The sequence below is a fragment of the Chryseobacterium sp. 22458 genome, assembly GCF_052044975.1.
In the GTDB taxonomy this organism is placed as follows: Bacteria; Bacteroidota; Bacteroidia; order Flavobacteriales; family Weeksellaceae; genus Chryseobacterium.
In genome coordinates this window covers 497,650-523,948 of sequence record NZ_JBQEOA010000002.1, presented here as the reverse complement: position 1 = coordinate 523,948, position 26,299 = coordinate 497,650, and the positions used below count along the sequence as shown (strand labels likewise).

At 37.1% G+C, this 26,299-nt stretch carries 19 protein-coding genes; 9 read left to right on the top strand and 10 right to left on the bottom strand.

What is annotated here, in order from left to right; translation table 11 throughout:
- Window positions 1-155 precede the first annotated feature (155 nt).
- From ACTJJF_RS09635 to ACTJJF_RS09615, 5 genes are all read right to left on the bottom strand, one after another.
- A complete protein-coding gene (locus tag ACTJJF_RS09635) occupies window positions 156-635 on the bottom strand; it encodes a pentapeptide repeat-containing protein (protein WP_312298276.1) in 480 nt (159 codons plus the stop codon).
- Window positions 636-1,093: 458 nt separating this feature from the next.
- On the bottom strand, window positions 1,094-1,432 hold the full coding sequence (locus tag ACTJJF_RS09630; protein WP_312298278.1) for a hypothetical protein: 339 nt from the start codon (window positions 1,430-1,432) through the stop codon (window positions 1,094-1,096).
- Between the two features lie 205 nt (window positions 1,433-1,637).
- A complete protein-coding gene (locus tag ACTJJF_RS09625; RefSeq protein WP_312298279.1) occupies window positions 1,638-2,156 on the bottom strand; it encodes a hypothetical protein in 519 nt (172 codons plus the stop codon).
- A 1-nt stretch (window position 2,157) separates the two neighbouring features.
- Window positions 2,158-6,837, bottom strand: coding sequence for a hypothetical protein (locus tag ACTJJF_RS09620; protein ID WP_440699513.1), 4,680 nt, complete (start codon window positions 6,835-6,837; stop codon window positions 2,158-2,160).
- 43 nt (window positions 6,838-6,880) lie between these two features.
- Entirely contained in the window at window positions 6,881-11,572 is a 4,692-nt protein-coding gene (locus ACTJJF_RS09615; protein ID WP_440699512.1) for a hypothetical protein, read from the bottom strand.
- 385 nt (window positions 11,573-11,957) lie between these two features.
- Between ACTJJF_RS09615 and ACTJJF_RS09610 the strand changes: the two genes are divergently transcribed.
- Window positions 11,958-12,206: a hypothetical protein gene (locus ACTJJF_RS09610; protein WP_440699511.1), complete on the top strand. Its 249-nt coding sequence runs from the start codon at window positions 11,958-11,960 to the stop codon at window positions 12,204-12,206.
- 77 nt (window positions 12,207-12,283) lie between these two features.
- Here the strand turns inward: ACTJJF_RS09610 and katG are convergent, their stop codons facing one another.
- A complete protein-coding gene (katG, locus tag ACTJJF_RS09605; RefSeq protein ID WP_440699510.1) occupies window positions 12,284-14,566 on the bottom strand; it encodes a catalase/peroxidase HPI in 2,283 nt (760 codons plus the stop codon).
- Between the two features lie 413 nt (window positions 14,567-14,979).
- On the opposite strand from katG, the gene ACTJJF_RS09600 reads away from it, so the two are divergent.
- Window positions 14,980-15,447 carry a heme-binding domain-containing protein gene (locus ACTJJF_RS09600; protein WP_440699509.1) on the top strand — a complete coding sequence of 156 codons (468 nt, stop codon included), beginning with the start codon at window positions 14,980-14,982 and terminating at the stop codon, window positions 15,445-15,447.
- Window positions 15,448-15,451: 4 nt separating this feature from the next.
- Complete coding sequence (locus tag ACTJJF_RS09595) at window positions 15,452-15,862, top strand: thiol-disulfide oxidoreductase DCC family protein (protein WP_440699508.1); 411 nt, start codon at window positions 15,452-15,454, stop codon at window positions 15,860-15,862.
- Window positions 15,863-15,998: 136 nt separating this feature from the next.
- Here ACTJJF_RS09595 and ACTJJF_RS09590 read toward each other — a convergent pair whose 3' ends face one another.
- Entirely contained in the window at window positions 15,999-17,438 is a 1,440-nt protein-coding gene (locus tag ACTJJF_RS09590; RefSeq protein WP_440699507.1) for an alpha-amylase, read from the bottom strand.
- Between the two features lie 187 nt (window positions 17,439-17,625).
- Between ACTJJF_RS09590 and ACTJJF_RS09585 the strand changes: the two genes are divergently transcribed.
- Complete coding sequence (locus ACTJJF_RS09585) at window positions 17,626-18,294, top strand: DUF4290 domain-containing protein (RefSeq protein ID WP_312298297.1); 669 nt, start codon at window positions 17,626-17,628, stop codon at window positions 18,292-18,294.
- The gene (gene murA / locus ACTJJF_RS09580) at window positions 18,294-19,601 is read left to right on the top strand and encodes a UDP-N-acetylglucosamine 1-carboxyvinyltransferase (RefSeq protein WP_065399124.1); all 1,308 of its coding nucleotides are present in this window, start codon (window positions 18,294-18,296) and stop codon (window positions 19,599-19,601) included. Before ACTJJF_RS09585 ends, murA begins: the two co-directional genes overlap by 1 nt.
- Before the next feature lie 227 nt (window positions 19,602-19,828).
- On the opposite strand, the gene ACTJJF_RS09575 is transcribed toward murA, so the two are convergent.
- Together ACTJJF_RS09575 and ACTJJF_RS09570 are read right to left on the bottom strand one after the other, a co-directional pair.
- Window positions 19,829-20,140, bottom strand: coding sequence for an NIL domain-containing protein (locus ACTJJF_RS09575; RefSeq protein WP_312298301.1), 312 nt, complete (start codon window positions 20,138-20,140; stop codon window positions 19,829-19,831).
- Between the two features lie 156 nt (window positions 20,141-20,296).
- On the bottom strand, window positions 20,297-20,965 hold the full coding sequence (locus ACTJJF_RS09570) for a YiiX/YebB-like N1pC/P60 family cysteine hydrolase (RefSeq protein WP_440699506.1): 669 nt from the start codon (window positions 20,963-20,965) through the stop codon (window positions 20,297-20,299).
- Between the two features lie 101 nt (window positions 20,966-21,066).
- Here ACTJJF_RS09570 and ACTJJF_RS09565 point away from each other — a divergent pair, with 101 nt between their 5' ends.
- Both ACTJJF_RS09565 and ACTJJF_RS09560 read left to right on the top strand, forming a co-directional pair.
- A complete protein-coding gene (locus ACTJJF_RS09565; RefSeq protein WP_440699505.1) occupies window positions 21,067-21,768 on the top strand; it encodes a response regulator transcription factor in 702 nt (233 codons plus the stop codon).
- A 9-nt stretch (window positions 21,769-21,777) separates the two neighbouring features.
- A complete protein-coding gene (locus tag ACTJJF_RS09560; RefSeq protein WP_440699504.1) occupies window positions 21,778-23,145 on the top strand; it encodes a sensor histidine kinase in 1,368 nt (455 codons plus the stop codon).
- 289 nt (window positions 23,146-23,434) lie between these two features.
- Here ACTJJF_RS09560 and ACTJJF_RS09555 read toward each other — a convergent pair whose 3' ends face one another.
- Window positions 23,435-24,286 carry an EamA family transporter gene (locus ACTJJF_RS09555; protein WP_440699503.1) on the bottom strand — a complete coding sequence of 284 codons (852 nt, stop codon included), beginning with the start codon at window positions 24,284-24,286 and terminating at the stop codon, window positions 23,435-23,437.
- Window positions 24,287-24,688: 402 nt separating this feature from the next.
- Here ACTJJF_RS09555 and ACTJJF_RS09550 point away from each other — a divergent pair, with 402 nt between their 5' ends.
- Together ACTJJF_RS09550 and ACTJJF_RS09545 are read left to right on the top strand one after the other, a co-directional pair.
- Window positions 24,689-25,171, top strand: coding sequence for an MgtC/SapB family protein (locus tag ACTJJF_RS09550; RefSeq protein ID WP_312298311.1), 483 nt, complete (start codon window positions 24,689-24,691; stop codon window positions 25,169-25,171).
- Between the two features lie 4 nt (window positions 25,172-25,175).
- Window positions 25,176-26,276, top strand: coding sequence for an efflux RND transporter periplasmic adaptor subunit (locus tag ACTJJF_RS09545; RefSeq protein WP_440699502.1), 1,101 nt, complete (start codon window positions 25,176-25,178; stop codon window positions 26,274-26,276).
- Window positions 26,277-26,299: the final 23 nt, after the last annotated feature.

Sequence of the window (26,299 nt, the reverse complement as noted above, 5' to 3'; positions counted from 1 at the left end):
TATTATTAATTATACCTAAATCTGAATAATACAAACAATCTTGTAAAATTAATTTGCTGTTATCTGTAAAAAAAGTATTAGTTCTTTTGATTCAAACTCTACATATATACTTGATATTGTTTTATTAATTAAAAAATCTATAGAATTATTTAGGGCTATTCCCATTTAACATTATATTCAATATTATCTACAAACGAATTTTGATTAACATTTTTACTTCGTATAAATTCAGTATCAAATATTTCGCAATAAGAAAAATCAACCGCAGAAAAGTCACAATTATAAAAAAGACAGTCCTCTACTACTATACCATTTAACATCGATTCGAAGAAGTTACAATTAATAAACTTGCAGCCCTTCATAGCTCCTTCAAACAAAACTTTAGATAAACTACAATTATAAAACAGACAATTCTCAAATTTAGAATTTTCCCTAAATGTATCTCCTATGTATGATTCTAAAAATACACAGCTATTTAATTCTATATTTGAACCAACAAAGCTTGTATGTTTCATGTTTTTCACAAAGACATCACTTATGTTTATATTGTCTTTAAACATTGGTATAATTGAATTTATGTTTTTCCCTTTCTCAGAATTATCTTCAATAATTTTGAGGAATTCTTTTTCTGTCATATTTATTGTGTATTTAACCTCTATATTCTACTCAATTGTTGAGAATTTTTAATACTTTCTAAATTAATGAACTTCTTCGCTGGCAAAATGCCTTTAACTTTCTTATGTTTTATTTTTATAAAAAAATTATTTATTTATAAGATAATTCTGTTTCTTTTGAAGTAGATCAATCATGATATATAAGTCAATTTCTTTATATTCCAAATCATTTGAACATTCTAATAATATTCCCATTAAAAGAATGAAATTAAAATTTCTTGGCTTCCTCAACTTCATTTATTAAATATTTTTCAACAAAAAGCATTGCTTTCAATCTAGTAGTTCTTGAATTAACATTATTTCATTTTCATCTGCAATATTTGAAGATCCTTCTCTATCAATTAATATATAATCATCTTTAATATATAAATATTCGATATTTCTTCTAAAAAATTCATAGTTCAATTATTTTATATTTATTAATAATTTTTAATAGAATTTATTAAAATGTTTTGAAGGTCTAATATTGAACTTTTATATACTTGAATTATATTTTCATTCAAACGATCTTCATATATCTCATCAAATTTTTCAATCAACATATTCACTAGAGACGACAAAAGCAATACATCTGATAGTATTTTTTTTCTATAATCTAATGTCCATGTATAATAAAATATTGCTTCATCTATTTCTGCCTGTAATATTTCATAGTCTTCTTGACTACCTTTGATAATATTAGATATATCTTCAAAAAATGCTTCTGAAATAGCTTTTTTTGGTCCCCAAACTATATTATTTTTTAGTACTATTCCCATGTTTATTCTAATTTGAAGATTCTATTTAATTGGTTGAAAAGTTAGCTTGAAGAAATTAATTTATCGATAAAGTCTACGATATGTATATGTTTTATAAGATATCTCAATTGATGCAGTTCTACTCATTTTCCAATCCATAACTACAGTTGTCTAATTTTATACAGTAACATTTAAAATATTACTAATAAGTTTTATTTCAATAGCTTTATCCATTATTACTCAACAATTCATATTTCCTGGCAACAAACTTTCTTAATTCAATTATATCATTTTTATATTCTAAATTATAATTTGATAGTATTTCATCTATTATATTCATTAGTAGATTGTAATTAGATATCCTTATTATTTTAGGATCTTTATATTCATTGATATAATATTTCTCTACAAACAACATTGCCTTAAATCTTTTACTTATGGAATCATTAAGGCCCTCTAAGAAGTTAATTTTACTCTCTATTTCATTTATAAGCGAATGAATATTTATGATTAGATTTTCCAATTCAAAGTTTTCCCCGAATTCTTCACTACTTCCAACTATTTTGGTTAATTTTAGTTTAAAATGTTGTCTAATATCCTGTTTTTCTTCAAAGCTTTTCAAATACCATTTTTTTTCGTGAAGTAAATGATTAAGACATATTAATTCATTTGGATTTCCATTTTCTATTTTTTGATATTCGTGATAATGTTTATACAATTCGTATATTTCGTCTAATGTATCCATATTATTGTTCTGTAATTTCATAGATTAAAACTGTAGAATTTCCTTCTTTAGGAGTTATTGATTCTAACTTATATTTTGCATTTGATCTTAATAAAATTTCTTGTTCCTTAGGATTAATCACTCTAATATCTGTCCCTGATTTAGAATTAATTTTCCACATAATGTCGCCTTTACCACCATACATAAACATACCAGCCTCAGATTCTGAAACAGAACTTGAAGTAAATCTTCCATTAAAATTAAAATCTTGTCCAACACTTAAAGATTTTGCAAAATCAGATTCGGCTTTTCCTGCTCCTCTAAAGACAGTACCATTATATTTTGGTAATTTAGATTGTGCAGATTCCATTAATTTTTTCATTTCATTATACTCTGCTGTCATAGGTATTTCTCCTGCTAATGCTTTATTAAAATCACTATAATAATTATCCTGTATAAATAATTTTAAAGACGCTTCTTCAGCAACTGTCACACCATCCCCAAATTTCCTTATATGAGAACCATTTTCTAAAGGTTCATAAATCTGTTTAAATTTAGGATTTTTTAATAATTCATTAAAACTCTCAGCAATATTACCAGCTTCCTTTTTAATAAACTTCTCTCCCGTATCTTCAATTCCATCCTTTAATCCATCTGCACCTTTTTTGAAGAAGCCAGCACCCATTGCCATAGAAACTACGGTAACACCATCTTTACCCATTTCATGGTAAGTGATGTGTCCCGGGCTGTTTGTATAAGCATTCCACTTATTTTTAAGAGCTCCGGTAGCGGCCGTTTTAATACTTTCTAAATTAATATTTTTTACCGTTTTCCAAAGTCCTTCTCTTACTTCCTGTTTGGTAGAGACATCATACCCCAGTTTTATCAATTGAGGATAATCACTTATTTCTCCAATAACACCATCACCAACTCCTGCAAATGTAGGAGGAATATGGATATTTGCTTCGTTATAGTTTTTATCCTTATTCCAATAGTTTTCTGGCATTGCAGCATTTTCCCAAACACTTTCTCCAAGATCTCCGATGGTATTCAGCCAGGCTCTTCCGTTCATTTTTCTAACCCAAAACTCTCCGCCGTCTTCTGTTTGTTTTTTCTCCTCAGCAGATTCATTTCCATCGAGGCCACCAAGTTCTTGCAACTTCTCATTCATTAGAGCTTCTACTTGTTGCTCTATGGCTCTTTGCTGTTCTTTAGTTTTGGAATTTCCTTGAGATTTTAATTTAAACTCAGTGCTTAATTTTCCATCCTTGTTTTTGAATATTTTTATTTCATATTTCCCTTGTGGATCATTAATTGTTTGATAAAGATCTCCTTTATTTTGTACCTGTTGCTGACAACCAGTAGATGTAATGGTTTCCACTAAAGTGTTTGACATAGGAGAAGACATGTCCTGTATATCACCTTTAAAATACTTATCAGTAGCTAATTGACTGTTGTTGATGTCAAGTTCTCCTTTGTATATTCTATATTCGGATTTATTATTTTCCAGATTTATCCATTGTACAAAATAAACAGGATATTTTCCGGCTCCATTATTCTTAAAGTTGGGATCAGCATATAAAATTCTGTTACCAGCATTATCTTTTACCCAGTCATTTTTATCTTTTGTAACCTTATAGAATCCTTCAAAAGTTTTCTGATTAAGATGATATTGAGTCATATTATCCCAATAAAATCCATCCGGAGTCTTAAAACCATGCAATACATTATTTTGATAACTTTGAGGTGGACTACAATAAAATGATAATTCTGTTCCTTTACCAAGCTTTATAAGCTTATTAGATGGTGTCATAAAATAACCATCTTCTTTCAAAATAAATGTCTTATCTACACTTTCTCCCGCACTCTGCCCTTGGAACGCATATAATTTAAACGCCGGATCATTGATCTGTTTCCAATCCAGATGAGACAATTCTTCACCGGCAGCATAATCCATCAATAGATTAGTGCCTTTTTCAGTGGTTCCCAATGCTTTCCACGGATGTTCCAGCTTAAATACTCCATGTCCCAGTTCGTGGGATCCAGTTTTGGCAGGTGCATTTCCATACACATAACCAAACTGTCCATTCAGACGCATATAGCCGTTCTGCCCGGTCGAAGATTTTTTGTCTGTTACAAACAGGACGTATCTTGCATCCGTACCTTTATAAAGAGCATTGATCTGCTGCTGCTGAGGGCTATATGTACTCATCAGATCAGAATCTTCACTGTTAATGGTATCACCGCTTACAATAGAGCTGATATTTAGAACAGGTTCTTCCTTAACATTGAATTTTACTCCAATTTTATTGTAAATCTGATTCAGCTTAGCACTTTGTGCCTGTAAATTAGACTGTGACACCGCATCCAACGGAACCAAACTCACGTTAATATCTTCAGGACTCAGGTGTACAAGGCGGAAACTTCCGATTACTTTCTGTTTTGAGCCTGTTTCTTTAGGCATCAGCACCGCAATCACCTCTTCTTCTGCGTAATCAAATGTACCCGGAAGTTTCAGTTGATAGTTTCTTTCCGTATCGGTTTTACTAAGTTCTGTAACTTCAATAGCTTTTCCTGTGCCCAACGTTTTAAAGATGATTTTCCCATCTTTAAGTGAAGGATCAGAGATATTCACTCTGGCATCAAACAGTTCTGTCTGTTTGTTAACCGTAGCTTTATAAGGAACATAGACTGTATTGTTGTCTGCATCTTTTACAGATGGATATTTAGATGTTGGAAGCTTGGTTTTCTCCGGTGTATCGTAGGCAAATTTACCTGCAGCAGCTTCTTTCCAGTCTATTTTTATTCCTTTAGCAGTATACTGGGTTACAGCTGCATTACTTCCACTACCGGAAACTCCGTCTGTATTGGTTGAATTGGATGCTCCACCTTCTGCAACCTTGCCTGTTTTGGTAACATTTCCGTTTTCATCTACGGTCCAGATATTTCCTTCTTTATCCTTGATCTCGTAGTCTTTTCCACCCGGGAAATCCTGCTGGCTCGGAGATCCTCCATTACCGGAATCACCATACACTGTAATTTTTCCTGGTGGTGGCGTTGCAGTATACTTTATATCTGAAATAACATAATCTACAATTACTTCTTTTACCCCAGCATCTCCAAAAGTTTCCCCTAGTCCACCTGATGCATAATGTACAGCTGTTTCATTTGGATCATAGGTAGTTTCAACGGTTCCTTCAATCAGTTTTTTATCTGTATTGAGTTTAATGTTGGTAAAACTTACTTTGATTTTTGTATCGGCTAAATAGGGAACTTCAATAAATCCAGTTCCTGTATAAATACCATTGCTTCCCTGAGCAGATAATACAGTTACCGGAAAATCTCCGGCTGTAAATACTTCATTATTCCCGAGCATGGTCTGCAAAGGAGTTTTATTGGCAATATCCACGGCCGGCATAATGCCGCACTGATAGTTATTGTTTGAAGAACTGCCATCGGTTGTAAACAACTGAATTCCACTGTAGCTATAGGCATTTCCAGCACTGTTTCCTCCTGTTGTTGGATTAGAATCTCCAAAGGTTTGGGCACTTCCGCAGACTGTTCCTACGCGATATTCATATTCTGTTTTATCTTCAAGCCCTGTAAGGATGGCTGTTGCCTGATAGCTTTGCTGAGTAGCCCATTCTGCACTGCTTCCTTTTTTTCTGTATTGAACATTGTACAGTCCTCCAGGTTGTCCTGCAAGGCTCCATCGTATTTCAACCCTTCCTTTCCCTACATTTTTTGCCATAAGCAAAGTAGGAACAGCACAGTTTTCTACATAATCGAAGTAGAAGATTTCAGACAGTCCGTTATTTTTATAAACTCCATTATCATCTGTAGCATTGGCACCCACTACTGGATTTCCTGATTTCGCCTGCACCTGCCACGCATATCTTTTACCCGGCATCAGCTGGGTTTTATCAATTCCGTAATACAAAGTGGGTGCATAGGTTTCTTCTCTCCAAAGCGGTGGTGCTGAAAGGAAACCTGAAATAGGGCTCTGGCCCTGATCCCAAAGTTCTTTTAATGTAAAAATATAACGGGTGTTTGGAGCAATCTGTCTTGGCATCCACTGGAATATTACTCCTGCTCCACCCCCATAAGGAGCTAATGCCTGTATTTTTTCTGCATTTTGCGGAAGGGTAAGCATCGGTGGATCATATTGTACCATAAAAACTGTGGTACACGTCTTTGAAGAAAGATTATTCTTGGTATAATAATCATAAGCCTGAAAACAAAACTGGTACACTCCATCTGCCAGAGGCTTTGAGTATTGTACAGCATTAATGCCTGCCAGATTCTGCAGTTCAAAAAGGGAACGCAAATCTACATTCGTCAGGGTAATATTATTTCCCGGATAAAGCGTGAAAGGATTCATTCCTACAACAAAATCATTGGATCTTGCTATAGGAACTACATTGAGCCCTGCCTCCAGCGAGAATTTTATCCCTGTTTGGTGCTGTGGCTCTAAAAGGTCGGTCATTAAAACCTGAAGCTGCAACTTATTGTCTGTACTGGCTGCATAATCTGCAAGCCTAAGACTATAAGGCGGAATGACAACAGGAACCAGCTTTACAGGATATTGCTGTCCCGTCACTTTCATTGGCATTAGCCCTGAAATCAACAATAAAAATAATGTGATGACTTTTATAGAGTAATGCTGCTTTTTTAGATATGATTTAAAAAAATCTTTAATCATGTTCTGTGTTTTTTATATAGAGTGGTCAGATAAAGCTTCAGCTTTATTTGAATTCATAGTTAATTTGTTTTTCAGACCCCTGTTTGTTCCCTGGCAAAACGTATCTCGCTTTCACACTATACTTTATGGAAGGAATAGTTCCGAATGTGGATTCCAGTAAAGCATTAATAAGTGGAGATCGTGAAGTTGCAGGTGCGCCTACATATTTGGATGCTGCTTTAGAAATAAGCTCATACCAATCTGCTTTATAATAACTGAACAGATCATATTTGAAAGGGAAAGTCTGTTTCAGGAACGCATTTCCTTTATCATTGCCCAGATACTGCAGATATGAAGTAAATACCGGGAATGCATTTGCTGGTGGAATTCCTGTAAAATCATCATCGCTTTCCGCTCTGTTTAACTCTAGTCCGTCAAATGGGTAATTATTGTAGATAAGACCTTTAAACTCGCCTGCAAAAGAATCTTCCATTAATGCAGTAAGGTTGATTAATGGCTTGTTATCTGTATATTTTGATCCTGAAATTTCAGTAGCATCAAAGTATTCATCAGCGTTCATATTATTCTGTAATGTAACTACGTCAGAGCTTAACTTGATCCATAACGGGTTGAAATTTAAAGCAGAAAGCTTGTCTGAAAGTGTATTATATTTACTGGTTCTGAACACATACGAAAGCCTGTCGATCTCTCCATTTTTAGAAAGACTCTGTGCTTTTTTTATTTCTGTTGTAACAGAAACAGCTGACCCATCACTACTTTCTTCTGTTTTCTCTGTATTTTCTACGGTATCATTGTCAGAAGCCCCATTAGATCCATTTTTATTTTTTGCAATCAGTGCTAATGTATAATCTTTCTGCTTGGCAAGATCCGGAACCTTGAAATTCACAATATTATCCGCATTATTATAAGAGAAATTGCTTTCTAACGGTGATTCGGCAGCAAAAAGAATTGAGGTTGTCCAATTCGGGTCATCAAACAGATAATCCTGGCCTCTTTTTAACTTAATATAACCATTACTGTTCTCTCCTCTATAGTAATTTTCCTGATCTACAACCGGATATGCATATTTTATATTGGATAGAGGAATGGCTTCCGGAGCTGAGCCTGTTGTAAATATTCGCTCTTCAATTTCTATTGCTTTTTGCCCATCAACCATTACTACTTCATATATACCATTCTTTTTCTCCATAAAGCTAACTTGTGCTAAAGCTTTCAGTGTTTTGTTAGGAGGCAGAATATCATCAGAAACGAAGTTGGCAAGATCTTTAGAGTTCGCATACTCTATTACTCCTTTAATCTCTTTACCCTGATCATCTATAATGGTCATTTTTTCTACAACTACTTTATAGGTATGGTCACCATCATCTTCAGGAATTACGATAGGTTCATTGACACGCACTCCAAAAGTCGCTTGTGGAATGGCAAAAACATCAACGTTTGTTTCATCTTTTTTAGGCGTCAGATCTGTAATAATCTTCATACCGCCAAGAACTGATGCATTTTCAAGGACACATTCTTCACCAAACTCCATTTTAAATCTGAAACGTCCTTTTATCAATCCGCCAAGTAAGTTATAATATCCGCCAAGATATCCTCTTACCCAATATGGATTCGGCCCTTTTGCCTGTAAAAGTGCAGCAACCCCAGCCTTAATAATTGGAATTTTCTTTTTAATAAACCAAAGCTTGATTTTAATCCCCAATTCTCCTTGTAAATAAACATAAGCCTGTCCGTTAGCATACCACCCGTTGATCCCGATCTGGTCTCCACCACGGTTGGAACATTTAGCCTCACCATAGTTTTTAAGCATAATATCCGTTCCTAAACCAGCCTGAAAACGGGCATACAGGAACAATGCCGTCATATCACCCGTATCAAACTTAAGGTGTGTCCCAAAGGCAAAACCTTTTCCGTCTCCAAGGGCATTAAGATTGCTCATATAATCCAGATCCTGTACCTGAAGTCCCAGAATTTCTGCAACTTCAACCGGCGGCGGCGGACTTCCCGGAATACGTGTTCCCACCATAAAGTAGCTGGACGACTGTAGATAAAAACTATCAAAACCAACCTTAAGACCAATCATATCAGTTGGTGTACCAATATGCATATACCACTCATCCGGAGCTATGTGTACAACTGCCCATCCTGCACGGCCATTAGGACCGATTCCTTTGATAATTCCTTTGGCAATATCAATAAATACATCCAGACTTGCATGGAATACGCTATTGTTAAAGTCATAGTTCATCGCCAACTTGGCATAGATAGCTCCATCAATTTTCTCTGTAACAGGATATTGCTCGTCAACCATTTTGGTATCCAAAAACGTGGTGACTGTTTTATTATTTTTCAGATCTGACAGAAATTTAGAATTCCCGGTCATTTCTTTGAATTTTTTCTGTGCTCCTGCCAAGGCATCTCCAGGAACCAGCTTAGTAAGATCAGCCATTACAACAGCTTCTCCAATAAATCCGATATTGGCTAAACCACCATTTGGATTGGTTGAAATGCTGAATCCGGCCATGATATCTATAGTTTTATCTGTTGGAATTGAACCGTAAATACCCGCTCTTAATGCAAGACCAACCGTATTATCAGGTTTCAGGACCAAAGCTTTATTTTCATAGGCAGGGTTCATGCTTAGTTCCCGATCAGGAATCATCCGGTAAAACGCTCCTCCTGTAAACCCGGTAATTTTAAGTGCAGTGGCCTGAATACTCAATCCTTTTACAGATCCTTCAAATCCCCAATACCTGAAAGTACTGTATCCAAAAGCAGCATTTACTTCCACTGTTATTTTACTAAGCGCTGTAACTTCAGCCTTAAGATGTGCTTTAAATCCATTACCATACAGAGGGTCTTTACGCATGATTTCAAGGCTTCCGGAGATCTTCCCTACCCCAATATCTACGTTATTAAGTGCCAGTTTAGTAAGATTGAAGCCATCATATTTCCATCGTTGCCTGTTATTTTCGCTGACAATCAAACCATTAATCATCATACCTCCTGTAGCAGAAAAACGTTCTTCCTGTAGGCCAACAGTCACATTAAATCCTAAATTGGCCTGTGAACCGTCTGCAACCACAACAATATTGCTGATACTTGCCGGAAAGCCTGCTAATTTCTGTTCACCTTTTACTCCAAAATACTGAACCGTTACAAATGGTGCTTTAGTCTGTAAGGTAAGTCCCTCAAACTCTACCCCCTTAAAATCTGCATCTTTTTTACTGCCCGGATCGTTATCATCTGCAGAAGAATTGGCCGCAATAGCCAAGCTGCCGTTCAAAATTGCTTTGGGAAGAAACTCTTTGTTTTTCACCCGCATTTCAATGGAAGAACCTTTAGCAATGGTTGCTTTAGCGCTCCAGATATCAAAATTAATATCATTGAGAGTTGTTACAGAAATCAGATACTGTTCTTCTGTGATGGCACCTCTATAGCCTAAATAATTTGGAATGGTATTCGTTGAACTGTCATTATTTTTTTGAACCGGAAGCTGTATTTTTCCTTCCAGATTAGCTCCCACAATTTTAGAAGCAGCCAGGTCAATTCCAATTTTATCAAGAGAATATCGCCAGGCATTTTCTCTGTTGGTTACTCCTCGCTCGATCGGAAAAAGGTTATTGGCAGCAAAGCTTCCGGATACTCCATAAGCATCAATTAAAAGATTATTGGCCTCAAAAGAAACCCTTGTATCAATGTGATCTTCTGTTTTGAACTCTTGTGGAAGGCCGATATTTAAAGTCTGAACATATAAACCTCTCCAGGATTCTGATCCACCGATCAGATATTCATGGGTATTGTAATATTGAGGAAACTGTACACTGGGATCTGTTCTCAGGTCGCTCAGGTCCAAAACAGCATTATTAACAAAGAAAGAAAAATAGCCTTTATCCTGATTTTTAATCTGAGAAGTAATGGCAAAAGGGCTGATACTCACTTTCACCAAAATATCATTCCAGTCGCTTGCCTTAAGAGCAAAATCACCACGAACCCTGTTCGTAAGTCCGTTATTTCCCATTTCAGGAAGCACCGCTCCTTTACTGTCTAAAGGAACAAGTACATTTCTGGAAATCTGAACGTTACCTTTCAAAGAAAGTTCTTTGATCCCGTCACAATCCATTGTAACGTAGGTATTATCATTTACGCTTTCACCATTACCTCTGTTTATCCTTCCTCCTTCCAGAGTAAGCATCCACTGATTTTGGTTAAAAGGCATATTAATATCTCCCAGCAAAGAAAGTTTTGCATCTCCTATGATTTTTCCTCCATAGGATAGTTTTATATTTTCGGCTCCGAAGAACAGTGTTTTTTTACCGTTTTCAGCTCCCTGCTGTGGTGTAGCAACTCTTGCATATACATTAATCAGAGCATATTCCGGAGTAAATTTTGCCTTGGTAACAACAATACTGTATTCTACATTAGATTTATTCTCTTTAAGTCCGATGGGTAATTCAGTAAGATCGTTAGGATTAATGGTACTTGTGAAATTTCCACTTTTATCAAGTTCATTGAAAGCTCCGATTGCTTTACCGATCTCTTTATCATTTTCAGGATCATTATCAACAAAGCCTGAAAACTTATCCAAAGAAGATTCATACAAAGAATTGGCGGCAGGTTTATTGGGGAATGAAAAGTTTTTATATACCTGAAGGGAATCTTTTTTATTATATTCACGAGCCTTTGTGGGAACAAAAAAAAGGCACATAATAAAAATAAAATATATTTTAGTCATGGTCATTGTGTTTCCTGCAAAAATATATTTTTAATTCAAAAATAAAGAGACTACATTTTAAAAATAGAATAAGTTCTATAAAAATAATTATGCACAGGACAGCATTTATTCAAACCTTTCCTGGTCAGTCACTCTACAGATTTACAGTATTATAAGGGAAAGGAATACTATAATCAATTTAATAAAAGTTCAATAAACCAATGACTGGTTCTATTTAAAATATATCCCTGTTGACTATCTCACAGATGGATATGTATTAATCAATAAAAGATATATAGCTACTATTGAGATTACAGAAGATGATCAGTTTAAGGAAAGAATATTACAGCTAAAAGGAGAAATTTCCAGAAATAATCCGGTACTGGCTCTTGGCGGTAATGAAAAATTGCTAGCTGATTTACAGTCTAAAACAGGAATTATAAGAATTGAGATCAAGGACCATACCAGAGCTTTTATTGGCAAGGTTGATCTGATCAGAAAAAAATCATTTAAAATTCATTTATTCAGTCCCAATGTGACCTGGCTACAATTGGAAACCTTTTTATATAAAGAAATACGGGCTATTTATTTTAATAAGGATTATATCAATTCTTTAAAGCTGATACTCCCTCCATATCCTTATGATGACAAATAAATACAAAAAATTATTTTATTTTTAAACAAAAAAGACAGCATCACTGCTGCCTTTTACTATTTTAAAATTACTTTTTATTAAGCCAGATCAAACCTGTCCAGATTCATCACCTTCGTCCATGCTGCCACAAAGTCTTTTACAAATTTACCTTGTGCATCGGCACTACCATATACCTCAGCAATAGCTCTCAGTTCAGAATTAGATCCGAAAACAAGGTCGGCACGGGTAGCAGTCCATTTTGGCTGACCTGTTGTGCGATCACTTCCCATGTATAATTCTTTATCTTCTGACATGGCTTTCCATTGGGTTCCCATATCAAGAAGGTTTACAAAGAAATCATTGGTAAGAACGCCTGGGCGGCTGGTGAATACCCCATGTTTAGAACCATCGAAATTCGTATCCAAAGCACGCATTCCACCTATCAATACAGTCAATTCGGGAGCAGTAAGAGTTAACAACTGTGCTTTATCAATCAATAAAGATTCTGTAGATACCGTATATTTTCTTTTCAGATAATTACGGAATCCATCTGCTGCAGGCTCAAGGTAGCCCATAGATTCTACATCGGTCTGTTCCTGAGAAGCATCCATTCTGCCCGGAGCAAAAGGAACTTTCACTTCTTGTCCTGCATTTTTTGCAGCGGCTTCCACAGCTGAATTTCCTGCTAAAACAATCAGGTCTGCCAAAGATATTTTTTTGCCTCCACCCTGAGTGTTGTTGAATTCCTGTTGAATTCCTTCCAATACACCCAGCACTTTTTGCAATTGTGGCGGATTGTTTACTTCCCAGCTTCTTTGAGGTTCCAGCCTGATTCTGCTTCCGTTGGCTCCTCCCCTTTTATCACTGCCTCTGAAAGTAGAAGCTGAAGCCCATGCCGTTGAAATCAATTCAGAAATACCCAAACCTGAGTTCAGAACTTTGTCTTTCAGCGTATCAACATCAGCATAATTCACCAGCTCATGATCTACTGCAGGAATCGGGTCCTGCCAAAGTAATTCTTCCTGCGGAACATCCGGTCCGAGATAACGGGCACGAGGTCCCATATCCCTATGAGTAAGTTTAAACCATGCTCTTGCAAAAGCATCTGCAAAGGCATCAGGGTTTTCATAGAAATGTCTTGAAATTTTTTCGTACACAGGATCCAGTCTCAGTGAAAGGTCTGTGGTAAGCATTGTTGGCTTATGTTTTTTAGAAGAATCAAAGGCGTCAGGAATGATTTCTGCTCCATCCTTTGCTATCCATTGATGGGCTCCGGCAGGGCTTTTTGTCAATTCCCACTCGTTCTCAAAAAGATTTTTAAAGAAATAATTACTCCATTGCGTTGGAGTTTCTGTCCAGGTCACTTCCAATCCGCTGGAGATGGCATCTCTTCCGCTTCCTGATTTATAAGTACTTGCCCATCCAAGTCCCTGCTGCTCAATTCCGGCTCCCTCCGGTTCTTTTCCTACGTGATCTGCGGGACCTGCACCATGGGTTTTCCCAAAAGTATGCCCTCCGGCGATCAGGGCAACGGTTTCTTCATCGTTCATCGCCATACGTCCAAAGGTATCCCGGATATCTTTAGCTGCTGCAATAGGATCAGGATTTCCGTCCGGACCTTCAGGGTTTACATAGATCAATCCCATCTGTACGGCTGCCAATGGATTTTCAAGATTTCTGGAGTGAATATCACCATCTGCATTATCATCTGTAGGAAGTACAGCTGCCTGCCCTTCTGCTACTCCTTCCGAGCCATGAGCATATCTTATATCTCCTCCCAGCCATGTTTTTTCTGATCCCCAGTACACATCGGCATCCGGTTCCCAAACGTCTGCACGGCCGCCTGCAAATCCGAATGTTTTGAAGCCCATCGATTCAAGAGCAATATTTCCGGTAAGGATCAGAAGGTCTGCCCAGGAAATATTTCTGCCATATTTTTGTTTGATCGGCCACAATAATCTTCTTGCTTTATCAAGACTTACGTTATCCGGCCAGCTGTTCAAAGGGGCAAAACGCTGCTGTCCTGCTCCGGCTCCTCCTCTTCCGTCTCCTACACGATAGGTACCGGCACTGTGCCATGCCATACGGATAAACAAAGGTCCGTAATGTCCGAAATCAGCCGGCCACCAGTCCTGCGAATCGGTCATCAATGCATGGAGGTCTCTTTTTACGGCTTCAAGATCAAGGCTTTCAAAAGCTTTGGCATAGTCAAAATCTTTATCCATAGGATCAGACAGTGAAGAATGCTGGCGCAGAAGATCTACTCTAAGCTGATCCGGCCACCAATCCGAATTCTGGGTTCCTCCACCTGCTACATTATTCTTCTTCATGGTTCCGTTGTGAAACGGGCATTTGCTGATGTCATTCAAATCTTTTTCCATTGTCGTTTATTTTATTATTGATTAATACAGTTTAAATTCTATGTTGTAAGATGATGACAAACCTACAACGTTTAAATAATAAATACAATCTATTAATTTTTATTTCAACGATAGTTAAAAACTATAAATAAGTATTTCCGACAGCATCTGATCTAAGTCATAATTGTGGTATTAAGTTAATCATTTTTCATATTAATTAAATCAAAAACAGCAATATGTCCTTCAATTTAGAATAACTCAACGTAAGGAGAATCTGCAACCGGAAGTCAGGCATCTTTTGTAGTTTTTTCGGAAAATGAAAATCAGTTTTCACTTATCATTTCATTCTCTTTGTTTCTAACCCCATTCAAATTCAATGCTTTCTAAAAATAATTTACTTATCTTTATATAACAGAACATGAATTCTTCCTGCTATGAAAAAAATAATCGTCGTCCTACTTGTTGCATTTGTCATCATTCAATTTTTCCCCATTGATAAGACTAATCCACCTCCTACTCCCGGAATGGACTTTCTAAAGATTAAAAATACACCGGAAAAGACGGCAAAGATCATCAGAACCTCATGTTATGACTGTCATTCCAATGAAACCACCTATCCTTGGTATTCCAATATTTCTCCGGCATCATGGTGGGTAAAAAATCATATCAATGAAGGCAGAAAACATTTGAATTTCTCTACCTTTGCAGTGTACGAGTCTAAAAGACAGATCCATAAACTGGAAGAGTGCATAGAAATGGTTGAGAAAAAAGAAATGCCGCTTGAATCTTATTATATAGGTCATCAGGACGCCAAACTGTCAGATGGGCAGCGTGCGGAGCTTGTTCAATACTTTAAAAGAGTAAAAGAAGATACGGAAAGGAAGGTCAGACTAAATCAGTAAAATCATGGAAATCTGGGAAAAAAAACATATTGTATTTTTTGATGGAGATTGCGGAGTCTGTAATTTCTGGGTTCAGTGGATCCTGGAAAGAGACAGAAAAGATCAGTTTATGTTTGCTTCGTTACAGTCAGAATTCGGACAGCAGTTTCTTTCTGAAAGGGGGCTGAATACCAAGGAATTCAATACCATGTACCTATGGAAACCGGGACGGTATTATCTGATCAAGTCACAGGCTGTATTAGCCATTGCCAATATACTAGGTGGTATTTATAAACTTTCTGCAGTTGGAAAAATCTTACCATCTTTCCTCAGGGATAAGGCTTATGATATGATTTCCAGAAACCGGATGAAACTGGCCAATCAGAAATGCTATCTTCCGGATCAGCATCAGAAAAAGAAGTTTATTCAGGTGTAATATCATTTCCCGCAGATCTGAAATAGGTCACAAATGTGTCTATTTTAATAAATCTGCGAGAAATAGAATTATAAACTATAAAGTATAAGTTCTGAATCCATTCATTACTCATTACTCATTACTTATTACTTATTACTTATTGATTCAGTGACCACACAGAATAGGAATTCGGGGCACATTGAATTTTCACCCATTTATCAGCCTGTGTTGTAGGATACCAGCTTGAACTTCCTGTAAAATCTTTGATCTGCTGGCTTGCCCAATTGGTCTGGATCCATCTTTCCTGCCAGCTTGAGGAAGTGTTGATGTAGACTACAAGCCCGGGATTTCCGTTGTATCCGTTACGTCTTGCGATGTATTCATCATTGTCGGTGTATAATATAGAGGTTGTTCCGGTAGCTTTATTGTTATGAATCCAGATCAGGTTATTCAGCCTTTCTTTATTCAGCCATTCTTCATAATCCCTGTAAAAGATGGTAGGATATCCCTCATGGGTTAAAATATAAGCATAAGCCGGCATTTTATTGTAGATAACATCTGTATCATGATTGGCAACAAAGGTTACGGCTTTATAAGGATTTCTTTTCCACATCATATCATCATTCAGCACATTTAAGTTTCCGTTATCAAAAGCTTCATCCATTTTATAATAAGCGGCAAAATCGAATACGGAACTGTTTGCGTTATTCGCCCACCATTCCAGGGTATTCACATTGGAGTCCCATAATTCTCCGACGGAAAATCCGCCTACTTTAGAATTCCAGGTATTCACCACCCATGGTCCGAAACCTTTTACATAATCAAATCTCCAGCCGTCAAATTTCATCACATTTTTATAGTACTTGGCTACAGAATCATCTCTTCCCCAGAGCCAGTCCTGTACATAAGGATTAGCATGACAAAGATCGGGAAAACCGCCGAAAGCTCCTTCATCATTATTTCCGTAGGCATTTTTATAGAAGTCATTATAGCTTCTTTTAAATTTACCGGAAGCTATCCCGGAAAAATTGGTCCAGGTATTGGTTCCTGTAAAAGGATTGGCCTCAGACTGTCCGCCACTGTTATGATTGATCACGATATCTGCATAAACCTGCATATTTTCAGCATGGGCTTTGGTAATAAGTGCCTCAAGTTCGGTTCTGGATCCGAAACGGGTTTCAATGCTTCCGTTCTGGTTAAAATCTCCGAAGTCATAATAGTCTGTAGGATCATATCCCATGGAATAAGCTCCGTTCTGCGCTTTTGAGGCCGGAGGAAGCCATACTGCACCGATTCCTGCATCAGACCAGGCTGTCAGTTTATCTTTCACGGTATTCCACCAGGTTCCGCCCTCCGGAACGTCCCAGTAAAATCCCTGCATAAGAACACTTCCGCCCGGGCCGGCAACAAATTTACCCTGAACAGAACCGGATTCTTTACCGGTACTGAAAGGACTCCCGTCATGATTGGTGACATTTACAATCCTGTCATGTACTTCTTCCTTTTTAGAAGTTTCCGTAATCAGTTCATCATTGCTCTGACAAGAATTAGTTATTGTTAAAGCCAGTAAGGAAAGGAAAAAATATGTTTTTTTCATCGTAATAATTAATTATCAATTCATTAACCAAGTTACAATTTTATTGAAAACAAATTCAAATCAAAGGGAAATATTTTAATTTTAAATAATGATTCAACTGTAAAGTCATTTAAAATTTTCATTAAAAAATCATAAATTTTTAAGATTCCCGAAACAATTTTTCTATTAATCCATATATTTGCATACTATGGAATACAATACCCAAAAAACTCAGCTTCATATGCCGGAATACGGCAGAATTATACAACAGTTGGTTGAGCGCTGCAAAGAACTTCCTACCAAAGAGGAAAGGAACGAAATGGCTATGGCAATCATCGATTTTATGGGTCAGAGAAACCCGCAACTTCGTGACGAAGAAAATTATAAACATAAACTTTGGGACCATCTTTATATTCTGGCTAATTATGATTTGGATGTAGATTCTCCTTATCCTTTTCCTACGATGGAACAATTGGCAGAAAAACCTAAAAGAATGGAATATCCGAAACTTCAGGGTGACTTTAAGTTTTACGGAAAAAGTATTCTTCAATTGATAGAAAAAGCAATTGAACTTGAAACGGGTGATGAAAAAGAAGCCCTTATTGAGGTTATTGCCAACAATATGAAGAAATCTTATAATGTCTATAATAAGGAACATGTGACGGATGATGTGATCTTCCGCCACCTGAAGGAACTGTCTGAAAACAGGTTGGATCTTACCGGAATTGATTCTCTTGAAAAAAGTAAAATCTATTACACAAGTAATAACAACAACCGAAATAACAACAATAGCAACAACAGGAATAACAACAATAATAAGAATAATAACCAGCCTAACAAGAGAAGGCATAATAACAATCATAAAAACAGGAAATAATGAGTGGAACATTTCAAATAAGAGGAGGAAAAAGACTGCAGGGTGAAATAACTCCACAAGGAGCCAAAAATGAGGCTCTACAGATTTTATGTGCTGTTCTGTTGACCGATGAAGAAGTAAGGATTAAAAATATCCCTGATATTCACGATGTAAACAGACTGATTGAAATCCTTGGAGATTTTGGTGTAAAAGTCACTAAAAACGGACAGGGAGATTATACCTTCAAAGCGGATCAGGTTAACTTTGATTATATAAAATCCAGCGAATTTAAAAAAGACGGAGCAAAGCTTCGTGGCTCCATTATGCTGATGGGTCCTATGCTGGCCCGTTACGGAGAAGCTTATATGCCGACTCCGGGAGGTGACAAGATTGGAAGAAGAAGATTAGACACCCACTTCCAGGGATTGGTAGAGCTTGGTGCGGAATTCAATTATGATGAAGAGGAATATTTTTATTCTTTAAAGGCTACGGAACTGAGAGGAAAGTTTATTCTTCTGGAAGAAGCTTCTGTAACCGGAACAGCTAATATTGTAATGGCTGCCGCTCTCGCAAAGGGAAAAACAAGAATTTACAACGCTGCGTGTGAACCATACCTTCAACAGTTATGCAAAATGCTGAACAGAATGGGAGCAAATATCTCAGGAATCGGATCCAATCTTCTTACCATTGAAGGAGTTGAATATCTTAGAGGTACTGAGCATACGATGCTTCCGGATATGGTAGAAATCGGATCATGGATCGGTCTTGCCGCTATGACAAAATCTGAAATTACCATCAAAAATGTAAACTGGAACCAATTAGGGGTTATCCCGAACACATTCAGAAAATTAGGAATTCAGCTGGAGCAAAGTGGTGACGATATTTATATTCCTGCTCAGGAACATTATAAAATCCAGAAATTCATAGACGGTTCTATCCTTACCATTTCGGATGCTCCATGGCCTGGTTTCACTCCGGATTTATTATCTATTATTCTGGTTGTAGCTACCCAGGCAAAAGGAAGTATTCTTGTACATCAGAAAATGTTTGAGTCCAGATTGTTCTTCGTGGATAAGCTGATCGATATGGGAGCACAGATCATTTTATGTGATCCGCACAGAGCAACGGTAATCGGGCTGAATCAGGAAGCTCCGTTAAGAGGAACAACAATGGTTTCGCCGGATATCAGAGCCGGAAATGCCCTTCTTATTGCAGCTCTTTCTGCAGAAGGAAAATCAATTATCCACAATATCGAGCAGATCGACAGGGGATATGAAAATATTGACGGAAGGCTAAGAGCCATTGGTGCTGATATTGAAAGAATCTAATAATTATTTTATTACTATAGAGCGTTCAGAGAGATCTGAGCGCTTTTTTTAACCACCCCGTCAAATCGTAGATTTGACACCCTCCAGAGGAGGGGAATTCTCGCAGCTTCATGTGTAATTGCAGTCAGAATTGAAAATCTTCCATTGGATATTCTAATCTTTTTATTAAATAAAAAGTGCCCGGCAAAAACCGGACACTTTAGTAATTAAAACTATATGAATCTCACCTAAAAATACTTTCTGCAGGTATATTCTACCGAAGTACTGATAAGTTTATTTTTATTCAGATAGAACTCAAGCTGCTGATAATCTTCTGAATTGACATTAATGTATAATTGTACGGTTCCAAAGCTGTAGCCGTTTACGTATTCTATATTAGCAGACAACACTCTGTGGCAGATACCTAATTGATTGTAGATCGTATTCATCAAATGTTCAAATTTCATTTTGCCATTCAATTCTATTTCCAGGATCAATTCTTTTTTAGGCAGGTTCAATTTATTTTGCAAAACCTGCAGGCCGGGATTAAGTGTAATCATTGCTAAACATTTTTGAGTTAAACATTTTCAGATCGTATTGCTCTCTGCATTAAATCTGTGACAAAAATATAAAAAAATATTAGTCCACCAAATTAGTAGACTAATATTTTTAAAAATTTAACAAAAAAAGAAGCTTTATCAGCTTCTCTTCTATTTTTACAATTCCTTTACTCTTTCCAATTTATCAGATCCCGCCAGTCCATTAGGATTACATCCCGGTTCTCCTTCAGGCACTTTTAAATTTTTCTTTTTATAAAATTCTTCCCAGAAAGCATTGGTTTTTCCGGTCTTCGGATCAATGAAGGTCATGGGTTCCAGCTTAAAAACAGATTCATCCCTGAAAGCCCTCTCGATGAAGTCTGAACAGTAATATGAATTTTCATCCAGAATATAATTGAAATTATAAGGTTTGCCCAACATTGAATTTGCCTTTTCAAGCGCTTTCGGAATAGCTCCTTGATATTCCGGCTTTAAACGGTAGACCACAACATTTTGTCCGTCAGCCTTCTGATCTTTGATAAAATCTTTTAAGACCTGTTTCTGAGAACCTCCTTTGGGAGCCGCATGCAAGACAAACATCTTATTTCCTTCTTTTTCCAAAATTCCGATATGATCAAAAGAAGCTGTTTCCTGTTTCTGAGTTACATTATTAATGGCTCCGGACAATCCTGTTTCCTTTGCAGTCACAAAAAGCAGATCTCCATTTTCAAGTGATGCCGTCCTGGAAGAAGCACAATGTACCAGCAGGGTCATGAGAAGAAATAGAATTCCGGCTGTTGCCGTTTTTTTAATTTTTTTTATAAAAGATATTTTAGATTCTGCCATCTGATTGTTTTGTTCTGCATCAAAATTACAAAATAGAATTCATTACATTTGTGATGAGTATTGAGTTATTCTTCATATCAACCAAACATTCCAACATTCTTATGCCACACATTTTACTCGTGGAAGACGACAACAGGCTTTCCCAACTGATCACAAAAGGGCTTCAGGAATCTGAATTTGAAGTTACGGCTGCCTACGATGGAATGACGGGCCTCAAACTGGTTCTGCAAAAGAATTTTGATTTAGTAGTGACAGACATTGTACTTCCCGGGAAAAATGGTCTTGAATTCTGTAATGAATTAAAAGTTTTAAAACCCAATCTTCCGGTGGTAATGCTTACTGCTCTTGGAACCACTGATGATAAACTGGAAGGATTTGATGCCGGAGCCGATGATTATATGACCAAGCCTTTTGAAATGCGTGAACTGGTCGCCAGGATCAGAGTACTTCTGAAACGTTTTTCACACCAGCAACAGCAAAAAAACTCTGTACTCAGATATGAGGGGATTGAAATGAACCTGGAACAGAAAACCGCCAGCCGTGACCAGGTCCCCGTTAAACTCACTCCCAAAGAGTTTAATCTATTGAAATTCATGCTCGAAAATTCCGAAAGAGTGCTTTCCCGGAGTGAAATTGCAGAAAAGGTATGGGATACTCATTTTGATACCGGAACCAACTTTATAGATGTATATATCAATTATCTCCGAAAGAAAATAGATAAGGATTTTGAGAATAAACTCATCCATACCAAAGCAGGAATGGGCTTTATTTTAAAAAAAGGCTACGAAGAACACCAGCAATAGTATTTTAATATGAAGGTCAGAACAAGGCTTACTTTACTCTTTACTTTTGTCACAGCAATGCTGATGGTATTCTACGGTATTGCCGTCTATTATTCTTCCGCCGAAGCACGGGAAACTTCATTTTATGCCCAGCTAAGTAATGAAGCGGTAGCCAAGGCCAATCTTTTTTTCCAGAGTACGCTGAGTGAAAAAGAAATGCACCGCCTGTACAAAAACAATACAAAAACCCTCAATGAAGTTCAGGTTGCTATTTATGATCCGGAATTCAGCCTAATCTATCACGACGATTCAAAGGTGGATTATGTAAAAGAAGACCGGAAAATGCTTTCTGCTATTTTGAAAAAGAAAGAGATCAGTTTTTTCCTCGATGATCTTCAGGCCATCGGAATGGTTTATCCCCACAACGGAAAAGAATATATTGTAACAGCAGCAGGCTATGACCAATACGGGTACCGCTCGATAAGCCACCTGCTGACCATCAGCATCATTGCTTTCATCAGTATTCTGATCCTGACTTATCTTGTAGGAATTTTTCTTTCTAAAAAAGCTTTGAGCCCTCTGAGTGAAATGGTGAATCAGATCAGGAAAATTACGGCAGGAAAATTACAGCTCCGGTTAAAAACAACCAAAGAGAAGGACGAACTTAATGAACTTGCCCAAAGTTTCAACGGCATGCTTGAAAGACTGGAAAATTCTTTTGATTCCCAAAAACATTTTGTATCCAATATTTCCCATGAGCTTCGTACACCGCTATCAGCAATTATTACAGAACTTGAACTGGCTTCAGAAAAGGAGCTGACCAAAGATCAATATCAGCAGACCATCAGCTATGCACTGGACGATGCCCGTAATATGGCAAAACTTTCCAACAGCCTGATGGACCTCGCCAAGGCAAGCTATGATCCCAATGAAATCAGTTTTCATGAAGTCAGACTTGATGAAGTTCTCCTGGAATCTTATGCTAAGATTATAAAAGAAAATCCCGGGTATAAAGTAAGTCTGAATATTGAAAATTCTGTTGATGAACATCAGCTGGTTATTCAGGGAAATGAATATCTGCTGAAGGTAGCTTTCAATAATCTTATTGATAATGCCTGTAAATATGCACCGGAACATATATGCTCCATCAATGTTGAAGCAGTTATGGGAAAACTTCATATCCGCTTTACCAATACAGGTATTATGATATCACATGAAGACTTACAGCATATTTTTGAACCGTTTTACAGGAGTGAAACCTCTAAAAAAGAAAAAGGATACGGAATAGGGCTTTTCCTTACAGAAAAAATTATTCACCTTCATCAGGCAGCCATCAAAGTAAGATCAGAAAATAATGAAACTGTTTTTACCGTGATATTTGATCCTGAAAAGGCTTGAACTTTTTGAACTATATTTTTTAAACCCTTAAGGAATATTAACGTAAATCCGGCAACAAACAATTGATTTACAATAATTTAAAATCTATTTAGAATCGAAAGTCGTGTTTAGGAGGGCTTGAAGCCGGGAGCAGGAAGTTATGAAACCAATAAATAATTATAAGACTCAGTATCTAATGATTGTTTTATAATGATCATAACACTAAAAGTAGCCTCCAGCTTCTTTCCTCCAGCTTCCAACCAATTACTATAACCCCAATTCAAGTTATCACAGCATTACAACTAATTTTTTAATCTCCTGAGACTTTGCTGAAAACAGTTGTTCCAATACTGGCTGCTATAACACACGCAATCGAAATCCACTGCAAGAAAGTAAGTTCTTCAGCAAGAAATACCAGCCCGGAAAGGGCCGCAAACGCAGGTTCAAGGCTCATCAGGATACTGAAAGTCTTTGCAGGAAGTCTTTTCAGTGCCATGATTTCTAAAGAAAACGGCAAAGCACTTGATAGGATGGCTACCCCCAAACCTTTCACGAAAATGGAAGGAGTAAGATTAAATACCGCTCCATCCCATATGGTGAAGGGAATAATGACCAAACTTGCGAACAGCATTCCTGTAGTAACGGCATCTTTCCCATCCATTATTTTGGAAACTTTACCACCCATGACAATATAAACAGCCCAGAACATACCTGCCAGAAATGCCAGCCCTAATCCCACCAGGTCTATATGATCACTTTTCCAGGGCACAATAAGCAAAATCCCGACACAGGCCAACAGTGCCCATACTACATCCAATAATTTACGGGATAAAGCCAGCGCTAAGAATAAAGGCCCTGCAAACTCTACGGTAACCGCCAATCCCAAAGGAATACGCTGAATCGCCATATAAAAAATAAGATTCATTGCTGCCAGACCAATACCGTACATGGCGCAATACTTCCATTTCTGTTTCGTGAAGGTTAAAAATTTCGGACGGTTAATGATCGTAAGTAAAACTGCAGAAAGTACAATTCTTAAGGTCACCGTACCAATGGCTCCGATAGCCGGAAAAAGCTGTTTGGCGATCGATGCTCCACCCTGTACACAGATAATAGCCAGTAGCGTTGCAGGTATCGCTATATTGATATTTGATTTTTTCATTTATAAATTTATAATTCAAAAAGGGTTTGGGAGGGAAATCTCCGGGATTCAACAGGCTCTTACTTATATGACAAATTATGAAATTCATCATACAAAAACCAACCTCCAAATGTATTGAAATTTTATCTCTTACCATGGGTACAGTTTATACATATTAATAGGATATAATAAATAATTACCCCCTACGGAATCATCTAAAAACACAAGGGAATTTTCTCTAATGATTTTCTAATAACATTCTAAAGCTTTTCTAACGGTAAAAAAAAGCAGTCAGTTTTACTTTTGCACAGTAAAAAATAAAGCATATGGACTCAGATCCTTACAGTAATTATCAATCTTAAAAGCTTTCGTTGTACCACTTTTCCCGTACGGCTGAAAAGCTTTATAAAAACAGGAAAAGTTATGAATACATTTGAATTTACCCTCCGTTTACTGACTGCCTTCTGCTTAGGCGCAGGGATAGGCTTCGAGAGACAGTGGCGCAAAAAAAATGCAGGACTGCGTACCAATACCCTTGTTTGTATAGGTTCAGCAGCTTTCGTTTTGATTGCTATTAAAATCGGCGGTGATGCTGCCGGAAGAATTACTTCTTATATTGTGAGTGGCATCGGATTTCTGGGCGGCGGTGTGATAATGAAAGACGGCTTAACCGTCCGTGGACTGAATACCGCTGCTACTTTATGGTGCTCTGCTGCCATAGGCGCTTTGTGTGCATTAGGGTATCCCATGGAAGCTCTCATTACCGTCTTATTTATTGTTTCCACCAATATATTTCTCAGACCTTCTTTATCTACTCAAAAAAATGCCCGGAACCAAAAACTGGTCAGTATAAAGAAAAAGAACAATACAAAAACAAAAATCAGCAACAGTACTCAATTTTATTAAGATCATGAAAAAAATAATCTTAAGCATTATCATTGTCTTTACAACAGCCTGTAAAGATGATTCTTTAAAAAAAGATCATGCAGAGGAACTCACTCTCAAAAACGGACAGGTTATAATACCGGAAAGCCATCCTGCTCTCAAAAAAATCAAAACTGAAACGGTTGCTGAGCAGGAACACAGTGATGGTATTGTTTCTGCCGGTACCATTCAGGCGATCCCCAATCATTATGCCGAAATTGCCAGCCCTTTTTCAGGAAGAATTACCAGATCCTTTATACAGCTTGGGCAGAATGTTCCAGTTAACAGCCCTCTTTTTGAAATCCTTTCTTCCGATTACTTTTCGGTCCAGAAAGATTATACGGATGCATTGAATGAGATGCAGCTTGCAGAAAAAAACTACAGACGCCAGCAGGATCTGGTAAAACACGGGGTAGGGATTCAGAAAGAACTGGACGAATCGGAAACAGATTTTAAAAATAAAAAAACGTCATTGTCTAATGCTTCTTCGGCTTTAAAAGTATATAACAGCAAAGGAGGAGGTATAGGAAGTCCGCTCATTGTAAGAGCACCGATCAGCGGGGAGATCATTTCCAATAAAATTGTGAACGGACAATACCTTAAAAGTGATGCAGACCCGGTGATCATCATTGCAGAATTATCCAAAGTATGGATCTCCGGAGATGTGAAAGAGAAAGATATCCGTTTTGTGAATATTGGTGATCATGTATCTGTAAAAGTAAGTGCATACCCGGACCGGAATATTACCGGAAAAGTATATCACATCAATGAAATTGTTGATGAAAATACCCGAAGTATAAAAGTTCTTATTGAGTGTGATAATCCCGACAGAAGATTAAAACCCGGAATGTATGCCACCGTCAGTTTTTCTACCCTTCCGGAGAAAGCGGTTATGATCCCGGTCACAGCTCTGATGCAGAATGACAGTTCACAATATGTATGGGTAAAAACAGGAAAAAATCAATTTGCCAGACGCCCGGTTACTACAGGAGAAACAGATCAGAAAACAACACGGGTGCTTTCCGGATTAAAAGCCGGGGAAACCATTATGACCGAAGGCGGAATTTATATGCTGGATGCCAAATAATATAACACTTTACCCCAAGAAAA